The sequence below is a fragment of the Nitratiruptor tergarcus DSM 16512 genome (genome assembly GCF_027946175.1).
GTDB classification, from domain to species: Bacteria; Campylobacterota; Campylobacteria; order Campylobacterales; family Nitratiruptoraceae; genus Nitratiruptor; species Nitratiruptor tergarcus.
In genome coordinates this window covers 1,635,773-1,650,675 of sequence record NZ_AP026671.1, presented here as the reverse complement: position 1 = coordinate 1,650,675, position 14,903 = coordinate 1,635,773, and the positions used below count along the sequence as shown (strand labels likewise).

The window sequence follows — 14,903 nt, the reverse complement described above, 5'->3', positions numbered from 1 at the left end:
TTAGTATCTATAGCGGATATAGAGACGAAGATCCTGCGCTTTTTCTAAAGCTCCCATCTGTTTTGCCATCTGGCTATCAGTATCGATTGGGTTACCGCCATCTCCGAAAAATCCATTACTTCCTGTATAATCATAATCCATATATGTATATCTTACTTGTGCAGTAAGAGTTTTACCTATTAACTCTTTATTAAACCAAATTTCATATGCATCACCACGTGTAGCAAGCTTACTTCCTGCAAGAGTATCTTCAGCATATGTAAAGCTTCTCCAATATTTGCTTCCATGATTATATTCAACACCTACTCTGGCATTATCGATGAGCTGACAAGGCCAATTGATTCCAGCATAAATAGATGTACCTGTTTTCTTGTCAGTACTTCCGAGCATTCCTATTTGACTTGGCATATTAACTGATGCAATGTTTTGTCCATTTTGAGCATTTATGATATTTGCTTGTACACTGCTTGCATCTTGACTAGGATCTGTTTTGCTCCATGCAAAACTTACAAAGAAATTTGTATCATCAAGAAAATCGTTAATTCCATCACCAATTCCCTCTGCTAACAAGCTAATTGCTGCACCATACATATCACCAGTTGGTCCAAACTGGAATGAAGTAGGCATATACATTTGATCAGCTCGGGTATTTGGGTTGCCATCCATATCATACACATTCATTGTTTGTGTTATAAGACCTGGCAAATTCCACGCCTTAAATGCTGTGGTGTGAATTGAATATTGTCCATCATCATATGGAACAAAGATAAAACCAGCTAGATCTACCGTTTTTGCTCCTGGAACTTTAGTGTATTCACTTCCTTTAAATGAAGAGACTGTAATAGTGCCATTTGGTGCTTGATTGATGGCTGCATAACGAACATTTGCATTAGTCATACCGCGACCCATGCAGAGTTTAAAATACATTCCAGAAATGTCAGTGACTTTCTCAAGGTTAAATTTAAAACTTGCACCATCAAACTCAGTATTAATTATATGACCAAGAGGAGATTTTGGATTTTGATCTTCTCTATAACTTGCAAGAAGTCCATCTGTAGCTGGTCTTCTACCAAAACTTGCTGTCCAAGGAATATCTGCACCTAAGAAGCTCTCTCCAAAATAGAGCCAATATGCCTCTTTTACTCGTAGTTCTCCTGCTGGATTTGGAGTCTCATTAACAATCCAGTCAAAATAGTTAAATCCCTGCTTTGCACCTGCCATTTGGCCATAAGCTTTATAGTAGCTTAGTAATCCTTTGAATACAAGGTTATTTGTTGGTGCAAAACCCATTCCTAACCACAATCTATTAGAGAATATCTGATTCCAATCACTTGTACCAGACGCATATTTATATCCAATAATATCATAAGCTGTTCTAAAATCAACATTCCACTTGATATTATCACCTGCATCGTGTGCTTTGATTTCACGAATCTGCTTTTTCAATGCTTTAAGATTGATTTTTGCTTGTGCTTGTTTAAGCTCTGCAATCTCTTTTTTGAGTTGCTCGAGTTCAGCCCTTAAATCATCACTCCCTGTCGAAGGTCCGCCACTTGCAAAACTCATCGTAGCAAATGCAGCAACAGCAGATATAGCTATCAACTTTTTCATTTTTACCTCTCCTTTTTTATTGGTAAATTGTATCTCATTATAGTAGATTAGGAGTTAAAGGAAACTTAAGAATTCAATTGGAGATGAAATAATTTTTATTAATTTTTTTTATAGATGAGGAGACCCTCATCTATAAAATTTTTTAACAGCTAGGTACGTTACCACTGTCGCTTGCATACTCATACGCAAAATCATAGATATGCTTGAGTTGGCTAGGTTTGAGATACCCTTTTTTATATTTTGGGCAGAGTTTTTGGATCTCATCTTCAAACTTTCCAGCCTCATTAATCTCTTCCCACTCATCTTGGGTATGTTTCGCTGCAAATTTTGCACCGTTAAAACCGCATACCTTTTTGAGTTTCTTTTGGTAGATCTTTTGCCCTTTATCTGCACTAGCAAATGCTGCTGTGCTTATAAAGCTTGCTCCTAGAAGTGCTGCAAAGATAATGCTTGCAATTCTTTTCATGTAGTCTCCTTCAAAATGAATTTACAAGTAAGTATTATAGCGTCATAAAAATAAATAGAGATTAAATAATAGGTTAATAAAATGTTAATTTGCATATAAGTGATACTTTTTGTAGTAAGATTAAAAAAAGTAGTCAGGATCAAAAACTGATAGAAGAATCTTTACTGGTAAAATTATAGTGATATGAAGGAGAAACCTACTTAATAATTGTGGAAGGTAAAAATTGAAGAGAAAAAATCTTGGCCTGGCGCCGACCTACTTTTCCACAGCCGAAGGCTGCAGTATCATCAGCGATGCGGAGCTTAGCTTCCAGGTTCGAAATGGGACTGGGCGTTTCCTCCGCTCTATAGGCACCAGGACAAGAGAAGAGAGGCTTTTGGAGTTAAAAGACTCTCTTCTCTTGTCATTGAGACAATAGTTTTATTTAAAGAACACTCATTGTTCGTAGCAAAGAGCGGTAGCTCAGTAAGGCGGCGGTGCATATGTTATGTGTAAGCCAAACGGACTATTAGTACTGGTCAGCTAAACGCATTGCTGCGCTTACACACCCAGCCTATCAAGGTGGTAGTCTTCCACCGTCCTTCAGGGAAGGCTCATCTTGGAGTCGGCTTCCCGCTTAGATGCCTTCAGCGGTTATCCGTTCCGTGCATAGCTACCCAGCGGTGCCCTTGGCAGGACAACTGGTACACCAGTGGCACGTCCAACCCGGTCCTCTCGTACTAGGGTCAGCTCTCCTCAGCCTTCCTACGCCCACGGAAGATAGGGACCGAACTGTCTCACGACGTTCTGAACCCAGCTCGCGTACCGCTTTAAATGGCGAACAGCCATACCCTTGGGACCTGCTCCAGCCCCAGGATGCGATGAGCCGACATCGAGGTGCCAAACCTCCCCGTCGATGTGAGCTCTTGGGGGAGATCAGCCTGTTATCCCCGGGGTACCTTTTATCCTTTGAGCGATGGCCCTTCCACTCAGAACCACCGGATCACTAAGACCGACTTTCGTCTCTGCTCGAGTTGTCTCTCTCACAGTCAGGCTGGCTTATGCCTTTATACTCTCCAAGCGATTTCCAACCGCTTTGAGCCAACCTTTGTAAGCCTCCGTTACTCTTTAGGAGGCGACCGCCCCAGTCAAACTACCCGCCAGGCATTGTCCTCCCACAGGATAACTGTGGCGAGTTAGCCACCAGAATGAGGAAGGGTGGTATCTCAAGGACGGCTCCACCAGAGCTGGCGCCCTGGCTTCTCAGCCTCCCACCTATCCTGCACATCCTCATCCCGATGGCAGTACCAAGCTGTAGTAAAGGTCCACGGGGTCTTTCCGTCTTTCCGCGGGTAGGAGGAATTTTCACCTCCACTACAATTTCACCGGATCCCTGGTCGAGACAGCCCCCATCTCGTTACGCCATTCATGCAGGTCGGTATTTAACCGACAAGGAATTTCGCTACCTTAGGACCGTTATAGTTACGGCCGCCGTTTACCGGGGCTTCGGTTCACGCCTTCGCTCCGAAGAGCTAAGCGATCCCCTTAACCTTCCGGCACCGGGCAGGCGTCACACCATATACATCCTCTTACGAGTTAGCATAGTGCTGTGTTTTTGATAAACAGTCGGATGGAGCGCTTCGCTGCGACCCGCCTCGGCTCCAGCCGCATGGGCCTTCACCTACTACGGGCACACCTTATACCGAAGATACGGTGCCAGTTTGCAGAGTTCCTTGACCAGGGTTCTTCCGCGCGCCTTAGAATACTCATCTCACCCACCTGTGTCGGTTTACGGTACGGGCTACTTACTACTTAAACGGCTTAGAAGCTTTTCTCGGCTCGACGGCATCACCGGTTCCCCCGCCGCCCCGAAGGGCTTTGGGGGCCTGTCAGGTCTCGGCCTCACGCTAGGCGGATTTGCCTACCTAGCAGCCTACACCCTTCGAGCCCGTATTCCATCACGGACCCCGGCTAGCCCTAAGCGTCCCTCCATCGCCTTGTAGTAAGTAGGTATCGGAATATTAACCGATTTCCCATCGCCTACCCCTCTCGGACTCGGCTTAGGACCCGACTAACCCTACGTTGACGAGCATCGCGTAGGAAACCTTGGGTTTTCGGCGAAGTGGATTCTCACCACTTTTATCGCTACTCATGCCTGCATGCTCACTTCCAGCCGCTCCACTGCTCCTCACCGGTACAGCTTCACCGCTGACTGGAACGCTCTGCTACCGCGCATACACCAGTATGCACCTGCGACTTCGGTGTGTGACTTAGCCCCGTTATATTTTCCGCGCAGGGCCGCTAGACCAGTGAGCTGTTACGCTTTCTTTAAAGGATGGCTGCTTCTAAGCCAACCTCCTGGTTGTCTAAGCAGCCCCACATCGTTTTCCACTTAGTCACAACTTGGGGACCTTAGTCGGCAGTCTGGGTTGTTCCCCTCTCGACATAGGATTTTATCACCCTACGCCTGACTCCCAGGATTACACTACAGGTATTCGGAGTTTGACAGGGTTTGGTACCGCGGTGAGCAGCCCTAGCCCTATCAGTGCTCTACCCCCTGTAGCTACTTCCTGAGGCTATACCTAAATATATTTCGCAGAGAACCAGCTATCACCGAGTTTGTTTGGCCTTTCACCCCTATCCACAGCTCATCCAAGGAGTTTTCAACCTCCACTGGTTCGGCCCTCCATGGGGTCTTACCCCCACTTCAGCCTGGCCATGGATAGATCACCCGGCTTCGGGTCTGCAGCCAGTGACTCAATCGCCCTATTCAGACTCGCTTTCGCTACGGCTTCGCGTTTGCTTAACCTCGCCACTGACCACAACTCGCAGGCTCATTATGCAAAAGGCAGTCCGTCACCCTGAGCCGAAGCTCATAGGGCTCCGAATGATTGTAGGCATACGGTTTCAGGTTCTATTTCACTCCCCTCACTGGGGTTCTTTTCACCTTTCCCTCACGGTACTTGTGCACTATCGGTGTGATGGTAGTATTTAGCCTTGGAGGGTGGTCCCCCCATCTTCAGTCAGGATAACACGTGTCCCGACCTACTCGCAAGGCCTCTGCTTAGTCCCACCTACACTATTTCGTCTACAGGGCTATCACCTTCTATGGCTTACCTTTCCAGGTAATTCAACTATAATGTAGGCTACACAGAGGCGGGCTACTCCCCGTTCGCTCGCCGCTACTAGGAGAATCTCGGTTGATTTCTTTTCCTCCGGGTACTGAGATGTTTCACTTCCCCGGGTTCGCCCCTGACATAGTCAGGTGACCAGTATTACTACTGGCCGGGTTGCCCCATTCGGAAATCCCCGGATCAACGCTTCTTGGCAGCTCCCCGAGGCTTTTCGCAGCCTAGCACGTCCTTCATCGCCTCCATCACCCTAGGCATCCACCGTACGCCCTTTGTAGCTTACACCTACTTCTAAGACGCACCGCCGCCTTACTCAACTACCTTAGTCAAGTAAAACAGCTTGCCTATTGTTTTTACCTCTTTTACTACGAACAATGAGTTGTCAAATAACCTTAGACTTAAAAGTCTAAAAACAATCTTCCTCTGAAGATTCTTTTTAGACTTTGGTGGAGTCTACCGATGACCCTTCCGGTAACCTCTCACAGGCGTATGCTATGCACTCGCTCCGCTCGCGCATATACGCATCGCCGTGCGCAGCTACAAACGACAAGCAGTTGTCGTTTGCTTTACGCTCCTCCCGTGCAAAGCACGCAGTCGGCAATGTAATCTCTCTTACACTCCCAACTACGTGCTTTTATCTTGGTGGAGTCTACCGGGATCGAACCGGTGACCTCCTGCGTGCAAGGCAGGCGCTCTCCCAGCTGAGCTAAGACCCCATCTTGTGTTTAGTTGTGAATTGTTTAGATTTTTTAGCGTAGCGTACAACTGAGTACGTGAGCTGGAAAATCTAGGCAAGATTCAACTAAACTGGTGGGCCTGAGAGGACTTGAACCTCTGACCTCACCCTTATCAGGGGTGCGCTCTAACCACCTGAGCTACAGGCCCATTATTAAAGCTCCGCCCCTGATAAGGGCTTCTCTTAGCTCTTGACTCCACTTTTCCTTTTCAAAGAACATCCTTGATCTCTCACAACTAGACAGAGAACGAGCCCCCTGAGTCAATAAGTGTGAGTACTTATTGACTCTTCCATCCAAAGAAACGAATCTTTGGATCATCACTCTAGAAAGGAGGTGATCCAACCGCAGGTTCTCCTACGGTTACCTTGTTACGACTTCACCCCAGTCGCTGAGCCCACCGTCGACAGGGGTCCTCCCTTTCGGGTCGGTCCCCCGGCTTCGGGTGAGCTCAACTCCCATGGTGTGACGGGCGGTGAGTACAAGACCCGGGAACGTATTCACCGCGGCATGGCTGATCCGCGATTACTAGCGATTCCGACTTCATGCAGTCGAGTTGCAGACTGCAATCCGAACTGGGACGCGCTTTAGAGATTTGCTCCACCTCGCGGTATTGCCTCTCTCTGTACGCGCCATTGTAGCACGTGTGTCGCCCTGGGCATAAGGGCCATGATGACTTGACGTCATCCTCACCTTCCTCCCGGTTACCCGGGCAGTCTCCTTAGAGTGCCCACCCGAAGTGCTGGCAACTAAGGACGAGGGTTGCGCTCGTTGCGGGACTTAACCCAACATCTCACGACACGAGCTGACGACAGCCGTGCAGCACCTGTCACCTGGCTCCCCCAAAAGGAGGCACCCCTCTATCTCTAGAGGGTTCCAGGGATGTCAAGCCCAGGTAAGGTTCTTCGCGTATCTTCGAATTAAACCACATGCTCCACCGCTTGTGCGGGTCCCCGTCTATTCCTTTGAGTTTTAGCCTTGCGGCCGTACTCCCCAGGCGGGATGCTTATTGCGTTAGCTGCATCACTGAGGTGACTAGCACCCCAACGACTAGCATCCATCGTTTAGGGCGTGGACTACCAGGGTATCTAATCCTGTTTGCTCCCCACGCTTTCGCGCCTCAGCGTCAGTACCGTCCCAGCAGGTCGCCTTCGCAATGGGTATTCCTGGTGATCTCTACGGATTTTACCCCTACACCACCAATTCCACCTGCCTCTTCCGGACTCTAGTCTACCAGTTTTGGACGCAGTTCCACAGTTAAGCTGTGGGCTTTCACATCCAACTTAGCAGACCGCCTACGCGCCCTTTACGCCCAGTGATTCCGAGTAACGCTTGCACCCTCCGTATTACCGCGGCTGCTGGCACGGAGTTAGCCGGTGCTTATTCGACAGGTACCGTCATCTTCTTCCCTGTCAAAAGGAGTTTACACCCCGAAGGGCGTCATCCTCCACGCGGCGTTGCTGCATCAGGGTTTCCCCCATTGTGCAATATTCCCCACTGCTGCCTCCCGTAGGAGTCTGGACCGTGTCTCAGTTCCAGTGTGGCTGACCATCCTCTCAGACCAGCTACCCGTCATAGCCTTGGTAGGCCTTTACCCCACCAACTAGCTGATAGGCCGCAGCCCCATCCCATAGCGCTAACGCTTTCCACAACCATACTTTCGTATGGAAGGAGTATAGGGTATTAGCAGCCCTTTCGGGCTGTTATCCCCCACTATGGGGCAGGTTAGCTACGTGTTACTCACCCGTGCGCCGCTTAGCTGACACTCTATCCCGAAGGATAGAGCCGTTCTCGCTCGACTTGCATGTGTTAAGCACGCCGCCAGCGTTCACTCTGAGCCAGGATCAAACTCTCCATAAATATCTTTATGAAGTTTTAAAATCCTCTTTTAAAACTCAAAGGACTCGTCTCTGTCTAGTTGTCAAAGATCCTAAATTCACAAGAACTCTCTCACTCATCTTCACTCAAGATAAGTGATTTGAACTCTTCTCAGCTCTCTTTTTCAAGGGGCGTTATTTTACTCAATCTCTCGATTTTTGTCAAGAGCTCTTTGAAATCTCTCTTCAGATTTCTCTCAATTCCCCTCTTTTTTCGAGGACTGAAATTATGCCAAACTTTCAGCTCTTTGTCAAGAGTCACTCAACTTCCCCCTCTCGCTCTGGTCTCCCCAAAGACCTCTCTCGCGTTTGGAGCCGGAATTATATTTTAATCTAGTGTGTTTGTCAAGCTGTTGTATAACTCCAATATACATAATTGCATTTAAGCCATAAAAATTTTTCTATAATGAAACAAGTGATTTAAGATGGTTTATATAGCAATAATTTATCATTCTTCTGTATCATTATGCTTGACAGGTTTTCTATATCTATTATAGTATTGCAAAAACTAATAACAACAGGAGGAAAAATATGAAAGCTTACGATAACGATATTTTACAGATGAAAGAGCGAATAGCTTCTCAAAAAGCCAAAACAACAGAGGAAAAAAAGTATGATATAGCCACATTTATAAAAATGACATATCAACTTTTTGCAGCAAGTCTCATTGCAGCAACTGCCGGTGCATATATAGGTATGCAGATGGCACCAGCCATTGCGTCTTGGTATTGGGGATTAGTAATTTTAGAATTTGCAGCTCTCTTTGGTATCTACTTTACTAAAAATAAACCCGGTATCAATCTTTTAATGCTTTTTGTCTTTACATTTATGACAGGTTTAACACTTACACCACTTCTTAGCGCAATATTAGCTCTTCCAGCTGGGGCATCAATCGTTACAAATGCACTGCTTCTTACAGGAGTTGCTTTTGGTGGCATCAGCCTCTTTGCAATAAATACAAAAAGAGACTTTACTTTCATGGGAAAATTCCTTTTTGTTACATTGATTATTTTGGTAGTTGCTGGACTCATTAATATTTTTGTTGGAAGCCCTCTTTTGCAAACAGCAATTGCAGCAATTGGCGCAATTTTATTTAGTGCATTTATTCTCTTTGATACACAAAACATTATTAGAGGAAACTTTGCAAGTCCGGTAGAGGCTGCAATTGCACTCTATCTTGACGTACTCAACCTCTTTATCTCTCTTTTACAACTTTTAGGAATTTTTGGTAATGAAGAGTGATACAGCTCCATCTAATGATCCTAAATTCTATAGACTCATTGACGCTAATATCAACAGGCTACGCGAAGGCATTCGCGTAGTCGAAGATGTTGTACGCTATATCTACGATAATAAAGAAACAGCATCGAGACTTAAAAAAATTCGCCATCAAATACGATTTGATGATCCGCTGCTTCTTCAATACAGAGATATACGCAATGATGTTCTCAAAAAAAGCACAAAAAGTGAAATGCAAAGAGAAACTATTGAAGAGATTATAAAAGCCAATATGAAGCGAGCGCAAGAGTCTGCACGGGTATTGGAAGAAGCTTTGAAGCTCATTGATCCAAATTATGCAGAACTTTTTAAAACTATTCGCTATGAACTTTACGATATAGAAAAAGAGCTTTAGTCTGCAAAAAACTCTTCACTACTTCCATTTAAATCAAAAAAAGTTGTTGCACTCTTGTTTGTTTCAAGTTCTCTTACTACTACCCTCCATCTACCCTCTTCTCTTCCTGGCACAAAGCGATAATCATATACTGAGCCATAAAATGGTGGTACTTTAAATCTTTTGATACGATCATCATCTCCTTTGGGAGAGTACCAGTGAAACTCAACCGTTAGCCCATGTGCATTATCAGATCTTTGAATAAAATATGTACATGTTATTCTCTCATTCTCTTGCTGACAGACAATATCTGCAACAATCAACAGAGGGAAAAGGATGAGTACTATTTTTCGCACCATAGAAATATCACTTCAAATTCAAGATAATTTTTATCAAATGTTCGCATAAATTGCCTCAGACTTGCTACTGAAGCTCTCTTTTCTCCACTACTTATACCGCTTTTTTTGATATAAAAAAAAGCACTCTTTATATCTGGAAAAAAAAGTTTATACTCCCGTATCTCATAGTTTACCATAAAATATTTTTTTGCAATGTCCAAAACCTCTTTGACTGGACGTATTGGAGATTTGATACCTAATTTTTCATGAATCGAGCGAAAAGTATTATTTGTAAAAAGAGCTGCCGATAGATGAGGAAAATTTTGCAGATGCATAAAAACGGTATCAAGATCTTTGCTCCATTGCAGTGAGGATGAAGCAAAAACTTGGTCAATTTTTCTTTTTTTTAGCTTTTGCCAGCAAAGTTCGCTATCAAAACTGCAATAGATCTTCTCTACCTTTGTAGTAGGATGAAACGAGAGCATTTTTGCAGAGAGATCAAGGGCATAAAATTTCTCAAAATCCCATGTAATAGCCCTATATACCTCTCCACTTCCAGCACCAAGATCCAAAATATATTTTCCTTGAAAAGGAGAGTTTTCAACTAAATATTTTGCTACTTTTGTTTGAATAATCTTTTGGCGTTGGTAGGCGGAAGCAAATCTATCAAATTCTTTAATATGTTTCAATATATATTTACCTTACATTCGATATAATTGGGCAAAATTTTTGCAAAGGAACCAGATGATAAAGATCCTATTTATTTTACAGATCGTTTTGGCGGTTATTTTAACTATTATTATTTTACTACAAAAAAGCTCTTCAATTGGGCTTGGGGCATACAGTGGAAGCAATGAATCGGTATTTGGTGCAAAAGGACCACAAGGATTTTTAGCAAGAGCTACATTTTTCTTAGCTACGGTTTTTGTTCTCAATACTATTTTGCTAGGCTATATGTATAACAAAGAGTACAATAAATCTGTAGTAGATAAAATTAAGACAGAAAAAACATCACCGATTCCTACAGTTCCAGCACCTACTCCTGCACCAAAAACAGATGTTCCGCAAGCTCCTTCTACGAAGTAGTCTCTTTTTTGCGCTCAGCCTCTTTGGCGATGCGCATATTTTTGTCTATCACCGTTTCGATGATCCACGCTATCCTGCTACCAATACATCTTTAGAGCAACTAAAAAAGGATTTTACATATCTCAAAGAGCATCACTATAAAGTTATCCCTTTACAGCAGCTTGTAGATGCACTCAAAAACAGAGAAAAAATCGATGATAAATGGGTAGTGCTCACTATCGATGATGGCTATAAAAGTTTTTTAAAAGCTCTCCCTCTTTTTCGCAAATTCAAATACCCATTTACTATTTTTATAGCTACTAAGCCCATTGAAAACAGGTATGGAGACTTTTTGCACTGGGAAGATTTACGTCTCATCAAACGGTTTGGTGAAATTGGTCTACACTCCCACGCTCATCCACATCTTGTTAATCTCTCAAATGATCAGATCCAAAAAGATACTCAACAGGCATTACAACTTTTTCAAAAACATCTAAGTATGCAACCAAAATCGTATGCTTACCCCTATGGAGAGTATGATGAGAGAGTCAAAAAGATTATAAAAAGTTTTGGATTTAGTGCAATTTGTAATCAGAACATAGGAGCTATTAGCAAAACATCAGATGTTTATGATCTTGACCGCATAGCACTTGTAGGCAAAAGCAATATTGCAAAACAGCTTCGCATTCAGCATCTCAACGCACAATGGCTTGCACCCATACATTATCCTCGCACAGGTATTTTAGAAAATGTAAAAATAAAAGTGTCTCCACAATATACCACTGGATGGCTCTATGTTACAGATTATGGTTGGAAACGTGTAAAAATAAAAAATGGTATTGTTAATGAATACCTTGGCTACAAACTCAAAAGAGATCGTGTAAGGGTAATTATAAAGGTAAAACATAGTAAAATTAATACAAAAATTTTAGTAAGGAGTCGAGATGGAACTGAATGAAGTGTATGAATTTGCCAAAGATCATATGCAAAAAAGTCTTGAAGTATTGAAAAAAGACTTCAATACTTTGCGCACAGGACGTGTTACTACTGCAGTTGTAGAAAACATTAAAGTAGATTACTATGGAGTCCCAACTCCTCTCAATCAAGCTGCAAGTGTAGTTGCTGCTGATGCAACAACAATCGTAATCTCCCCTTGGGATAAATCCTTACTTGGAGAAATCGAGCGAGCTATACAAGAGGCAAATATTGGTGTTAATCCCAATAATGACGGTGAACAGATAAAACTTTTCTTTCCACCAATGACGGTAGAGCAAAGAGAAGCTGAAGCAAAAAAAGCAAAACAGTTTGGCGAAAAAGCAAAGATCGCAATCCGCAATGTAAGACGGGAAGCAAATGATAAGATAAAAAAACTCTTCAAAGATAAAGTAATTACAGAAGATGAAGAAAAAAGAGCTCTTGAGGAGGTACAAAAAATCACAGATGAGTTTGTCAAAAAAGTAGATGAGCTTGTCAAACAAAAAGAGCAAGAGATCATGAAGGTGTAGCTAAGACCAGCCGAAGGCTGAGCAAGCAAACTGCTTTGCTTGCGTGTCTTAGCAAAAAGCTATGAATATATACGAATCCTAAAATCAACAATTTTAGTGATGAGCATATGAATAGCTGGGTTACCTTGAAGAAAACAAAGCTGAGTAAAACGAAGATAGTTTTCGGTTACTAGCTATAGTGAGTCACGCAAACTCTTCACAGCAAGGATAAAAATGGTAGATATCAAAAAGATTTATAAAGATTCTAGTGCACTGCTTGAAGGGCATTTTCTGCTCTCTTCTGGCAAACACAGTACCAATTATCTTCAAAGTGCAAAAGTATTAGAAGATCCTAAAAGAGCTGAGATATTAGCCAAAGAGCTAGCAAAGCAGATTCAAGATGCTGGCATAAAAATAGATACTGTCTGCTCTCCAGCTATCGGAGGGCTTTTGGCCGGATATGAACTGGCACGTGCCCTTGGTGTGCGCTTTATTTTTACCGAGCGCAAAGATGGAAAGATGACATTGCGCAGAGGCTTTAGTGTAGAGCCAGGTGAAAAGGTACTCATCTGCGAAGACATTATCACTACGGGTGGTTCCGCTATGGAAGCTGCCCAGGAGATCCAAAAAAGAGGTGCAGAAGTAGTAGGATTTGCTGCCTTAGCAAATAGAGGCGTATGCAAAAGAGAGGGGGGATTAGAAAAATCGCAGCCAGAATGTAAGCTCCCTAACGACAAACCACTTTTTGCACTTGCAGATTTTACTTTTCCAATATATGAGCCACAAGAGTGTCCACTCTGTAAACAGGGCTCAACTCCTATAAAACCTGGTAGCAGAGGCAATTGATGGCTCGCTGGCGTGATATCAAAAAAGGCAAAATTCCACAACAACAATACAATGAGCCTCAAACAGCTTTTACGCCAGCTCCTATAGCCGATAGGCTCAAAGCTTTTTTAACAGATACATTTATGATTACTATGCCTATTATCTATATTGTGATCTATTTCATAATGGGAAGTAGAGAGGGTTTTCGCGATCATATGGCACAAGGATGGCTCTATATTATTATTCCTCACATGCTCATCGTCACACTTCTTTGGAGTATTAAGGGGCAGACTCCAGGTATGAAAGCCTATGATATTAAAATCACGCGCTTTAACGATCCCAACAGACTTCCAAACTTTTTTCAATCACTCCTACGCTATATCTTTATGCCAATTTCTATTCTTTCTGTTATTGGAGTTGCTATTGCCCTCTTTCGTAAAGATAAACAGACGCTCCATGACCTTATATCATTCACAAGGCTTGTGAAGGTTGCAGATATTTAGTCTTACTAGTGCATTTTATTTCTTTTTCTTCGCCATTATTGGCGTTTATGTGATCTATCTTCCAAAAGTTCTTGATATTTTGGGATACACTTCGCTCCAAATTGGTATCATTTTTGCTATATCACCATTGACACGCTTTCTCACCCCATTTTTTTTCCTTAAAAAGTGGCAACTTACACCAAAAATCTATAAATTCGCACTTTTTTTAGCACTCATTGCTGGAATTTTATTCTTTTTTACAATCGATAATTTCTATCTCTTCACCATTCCAAATACACTTCTTGGAATATCTTTTGCACTTACTCTCCCCTTTGTAGAGACAATTGCTTTAGCCCATATTGGTAAAGAGCGGTACGGCAAAAGCCGGCTATTTGGATCGATTGGTTTTATTGTTATAGCACTTGTTTTAGCAAAATTTATGGAGAGTCCTAAGATAGCACTTTGGTTTTTATTTGGTGCAATCTGCTTTACTGCTCTTTTTGGATTTGCTCTTGCAAAAGAGGATTTAACAAAGAGTAAAGAGGCCTCGCAAGAGAGCTTTTCACTCCTTGCTCACTGGCCATTATGGGTAAATATCTTTTTATTGCAGGTAAGTTTTGGGCCATTTTATAACTTTTTTACAATTTATGAAAAAGAGCATGGACTTGATTACACTACCATTAGCTATCTTTGGACATTTGGTGTTATCGCTGAAATTTTCATGCTCTATTTTCAAGGGCCTCTTCTCAAAAAAAATCTCTTAAAACTTTTACAACTATGTAGCTTCATTACTGCTGGACGATGGCTAATACTCCACTTTTTCCCTACAAATCTACCACTGCTCTACTTTGCCCAATCGCTCCACGCTTTTAGTTTTGCACTCTACTACACAGCTGCAATTAGTCATCTCTTTTTTCTCTACAAAAACAAAACACTTGCACAGCAGTTTTTTGGAGGTGTAAGCTTTGGACTGGGAGGAATGGTAGGAAGTCTCTTGGCAGGTGTAGTGTATGGAAAGTATCTTTTTATGTATGCTGCAGGAGTAGCACTTCTTGCAAGCCTTGTGCTCTTTTTGGAATATAAAAAAATCTCATAGCAGCCAAGAATAAATTGGCCGCTTTAAAATTTATACTTTTGCTTGGTAGTAGCAGCGTTTTGGAGATTCGATTTTTCCTTCGGCTTTAAGTTTTTTGATGATTTTATCAACCTCTTTCTTTTCTACTCCTAAAGCCTCTGCGATTTCGCCAGCTTTCATCGCTTTATTTTTGATAAGCTCTAAAACTTTCTCTTCCATGTTTC

13 protein-coding genes, 2 tRNA genes and 3 rRNA genes are annotated in these 14,903 nt (G+C 42.8%); 8 read left to right on the top strand and 10 right to left on the bottom strand.

The features are described 5' to 3' along the window. The 7 genes from NITER_RS08730 to NITER_RS08700 all read right to left on the bottom strand — a co-directional run bounded on the left by NITER_RS08730 (window position 1) and on the right by NITER_RS08700 (window position 7,781). Window positions 1-1,611: a DUF3373 family protein gene (locus NITER_RS08730; protein ID WP_084274925.1), complete on the bottom strand. Its 1,611-nt coding sequence runs from the start codon at window positions 1,609-1,611 to the stop codon at window positions 1-3. A 142-nt stretch (window positions 1,612-1,753) separates the two neighbouring features. Further along, window positions 1,754-2,077: a fimbrial protein gene (locus tag NITER_RS08725; RefSeq protein ID WP_084274926.1), complete on the bottom strand. Its 324-nt coding sequence runs from the start codon at window positions 2,075-2,077 to the stop codon at window positions 1,754-1,756. 242 nt (window positions 2,078-2,319) lie between these two features. Next, window positions 2,320-2,435 (bottom strand): 5S ribosomal RNA (rrf, locus tag NITER_RS08720). A 129-nt stretch (window positions 2,436-2,564) separates the two neighbouring features. Then, window positions 2,565-5,472: ribosomal RNA gene (locus NITER_RS08715) — 23S ribosomal RNA — on the bottom strand. A gap of 355 nt (window positions 5,473-5,827) precedes the next feature. Continuing rightward, window positions 5,828-5,903: transfer RNA gene (locus NITER_RS08710), tRNA-Ala, on the bottom strand. Window positions 5,904-5,995: 92 nt separating this feature from the next. Continuing rightward, window positions 5,996-6,072 (bottom strand) — tRNA-Ile (locus tag NITER_RS08705). A 178-nt stretch (window positions 6,073-6,250) separates the two neighbouring features. Then, window positions 6,251-7,781, bottom strand: a 16S ribosomal RNA gene (locus NITER_RS08700). Together the 16S, 23S and 5S rRNA genes with 2 tRNA genes alongside form the textbook arrangement of a ribosomal RNA operon. A gap of 548 nt (window positions 7,782-8,329) precedes the next feature. Here NITER_RS08700 and NITER_RS08695 point away from each other — a divergent pair. Both NITER_RS08695 and NITER_RS08690 read left to right on the top strand, forming a co-directional pair. Next, window positions 8,330-9,040 (top strand): Bax inhibitor-1/YccA family protein, encoded by a 711-nt coding sequence (locus NITER_RS08695; protein ID WP_084274927.1) that lies wholly within the window; start codon window positions 8,330-8,332, stop codon window positions 9,038-9,040. Beyond that, window positions 9,030-9,431, top strand: a complete 402-nt coding sequence (locus NITER_RS08690; RefSeq protein ID WP_084274928.1) for a thiamine-phosphate pyrophosphorylase — start codon at window positions 9,030-9,032, stop codon at window positions 9,429-9,431. Before NITER_RS08695 ends, NITER_RS08690 begins: the two co-directional genes overlap by 11 nt. Here the strand turns inward: NITER_RS08690 and NITER_RS08685 are convergent. Continuing rightward, entirely contained in the window at window positions 9,428-9,769 is a 342-nt protein-coding gene (locus tag NITER_RS08685; protein WP_084274929.1) for a hypothetical protein, read from the bottom strand. The two genes, NITER_RS08690 and NITER_RS08685, sit on opposite strands and share 4 nt — an antisense overlap. Continuing rightward, the gene (locus NITER_RS08680; protein WP_159445296.1) at window positions 9,754-10,437 is read right to left on the bottom strand and encodes a methyltransferase domain-containing protein; all 684 of its coding nucleotides are present in this window, start codon (window positions 10,435-10,437) and stop codon (window positions 9,754-9,756) included. The genes NITER_RS08685 and NITER_RS08680 overlap by 16 nt, the downstream gene beginning before the upstream one ends. A gap of 55 nt (window positions 10,438-10,492) precedes the next feature. On the opposite strand from NITER_RS08680, the gene secG reads away from it, so the two are divergent. The 6 genes from secG to NITER_RS08650 all read left to right on the top strand — a co-directional run bounded on the left by secG (window position 10,493) and on the right by NITER_RS08650 (window position 14,700). After that, window positions 10,493-10,834 (top strand): preprotein translocase subunit SecG, encoded by a 342-nt coding sequence (gene secG, locus NITER_RS08675; protein ID WP_084274931.1) that lies wholly within the window; start codon window positions 10,493-10,495, stop codon window positions 10,832-10,834. Then, on the top strand, window positions 10,806-11,771 hold the full coding sequence (locus NITER_RS08670) for a polysaccharide deacetylase family protein (RefSeq protein WP_084274932.1): 966 nt from the start codon (window positions 10,806-10,808) through the stop codon (window positions 11,769-11,771). Before secG ends, NITER_RS08670 begins: the two co-directional genes overlap by 29 nt. Continuing rightward, on the top strand, window positions 11,758-12,318 hold the full coding sequence (gene frr, locus NITER_RS08665; RefSeq protein ID WP_084274933.1) for a ribosome recycling factor: 561 nt from the start codon (window positions 11,758-11,760) through the stop codon (window positions 12,316-12,318). Before NITER_RS08670 ends, frr begins: the two co-directional genes overlap by 14 nt. Window positions 12,319-12,531: 213 nt before the next feature. Then, window positions 12,532-13,143 carry an orotate phosphoribosyltransferase gene (gene pyrE, locus NITER_RS08660; RefSeq protein WP_084274934.1) on the top strand — a complete coding sequence of 204 codons (612 nt, stop codon included), beginning with the start codon at window positions 12,532-12,534 and terminating at the stop codon, window positions 13,141-13,143. Beyond that, on the top strand, window positions 13,143-13,625 hold the full coding sequence (locus NITER_RS08655; protein ID WP_084274935.1) for an RDD family protein: 483 nt from the start codon (window positions 13,143-13,145) through the stop codon (window positions 13,623-13,625). Before pyrE ends, NITER_RS08655 begins: the two co-directional genes overlap by 1 nt. Then, window positions 13,612-14,700, top strand: coding sequence for an MFS transporter (locus NITER_RS08650; protein ID WP_197685274.1), 1,089 nt, complete (start codon window positions 13,612-13,614; stop codon window positions 14,698-14,700). Before NITER_RS08655 ends, NITER_RS08650 begins: the two co-directional genes overlap by 14 nt. A gap of 30 nt (window positions 14,701-14,730) precedes the next feature. On the opposite strand, the gene NITER_RS08645 is transcribed toward NITER_RS08650, so the two are convergent. Then, complete coding sequence (locus NITER_RS08645; protein ID WP_084274936.1) at window positions 14,731-14,898, bottom strand: helix-turn-helix domain-containing protein; 168 nt, start codon at window positions 14,896-14,898, stop codon at window positions 14,731-14,733. Window positions 14,899-14,903: the final 5 nt, after the last annotated feature.

What these genes read in the sequence shown, in the direction of transcription:
- NITER_RS08730 (WP_084274925.1), bottom strand. Translation starts at nt 1,611, where the DNA reads ATGAAAAAGTTGATAGCTATATCTGCTGTTGCTGCATTTGCTACGATG.
- NITER_RS08725 (WP_084274926.1), bottom strand. Translation starts at nt 2,077, where the DNA reads ATGAAAAGAATTGCAAGCATTATCTTTGCAGCACTTCTAGGAGCAAGC.
- NITER_RS08695 (WP_084274927.1), top strand. Translation starts at nt 8,330, where the DNA reads ATGAAAGCTTACGATAACGATATTTTACAGATGAAAGAGCGAATAGCT.
- NITER_RS08690 (WP_084274928.1), top strand. Translation starts at nt 9,030, where the DNA reads ATGAAGAGTGATACAGCTCCATCTAATGATCCTAAATTCTATAGACTC.
- NITER_RS08685 (WP_084274929.1), bottom strand. Translation starts at nt 9,769, where the DNA reads ATGGTGCGAAAAATAGTACTCATCCTTTTCCCTCTGTTGATTGTTGCA.
- secG (WP_084274931.1), top strand. Translation starts at nt 10,493, where the DNA reads ATGATAAAGATCCTATTTATTTTACAGATCGTTTTGGCGGTTATTTTA.
- NITER_RS08670 (WP_084274932.1), top strand. Translation starts at nt 10,806, where the DNA reads ATGTTCCGCAAGCTCCTTCTACGAAGTAGTCTCTTTTTTGCGCTCAGC.
- frr (WP_084274933.1), top strand. Translation starts at nt 11,758, where the DNA reads ATGGAACTGAATGAAGTGTATGAATTTGCCAAAGATCATATGCAAAAA.
- pyrE (WP_084274934.1), top strand. Translation starts at nt 12,532, where the DNA reads ATGGTAGATATCAAAAAGATTTATAAAGATTCTAGTGCACTGCTTGAA.
- NITER_RS08655 (WP_084274935.1), top strand. Translation starts at nt 13,143, where the DNA reads ATGGCTCGCTGGCGTGATATCAAAAAAGGCAAAATTCCACAACAACAA.
- NITER_RS08645 (WP_084274936.1), bottom strand. Translation starts at nt 14,898, where the DNA reads ATGGAAGAGAAAGTTTTAGAGCTTATCAAAAATAAAGCGATGAAAGCT.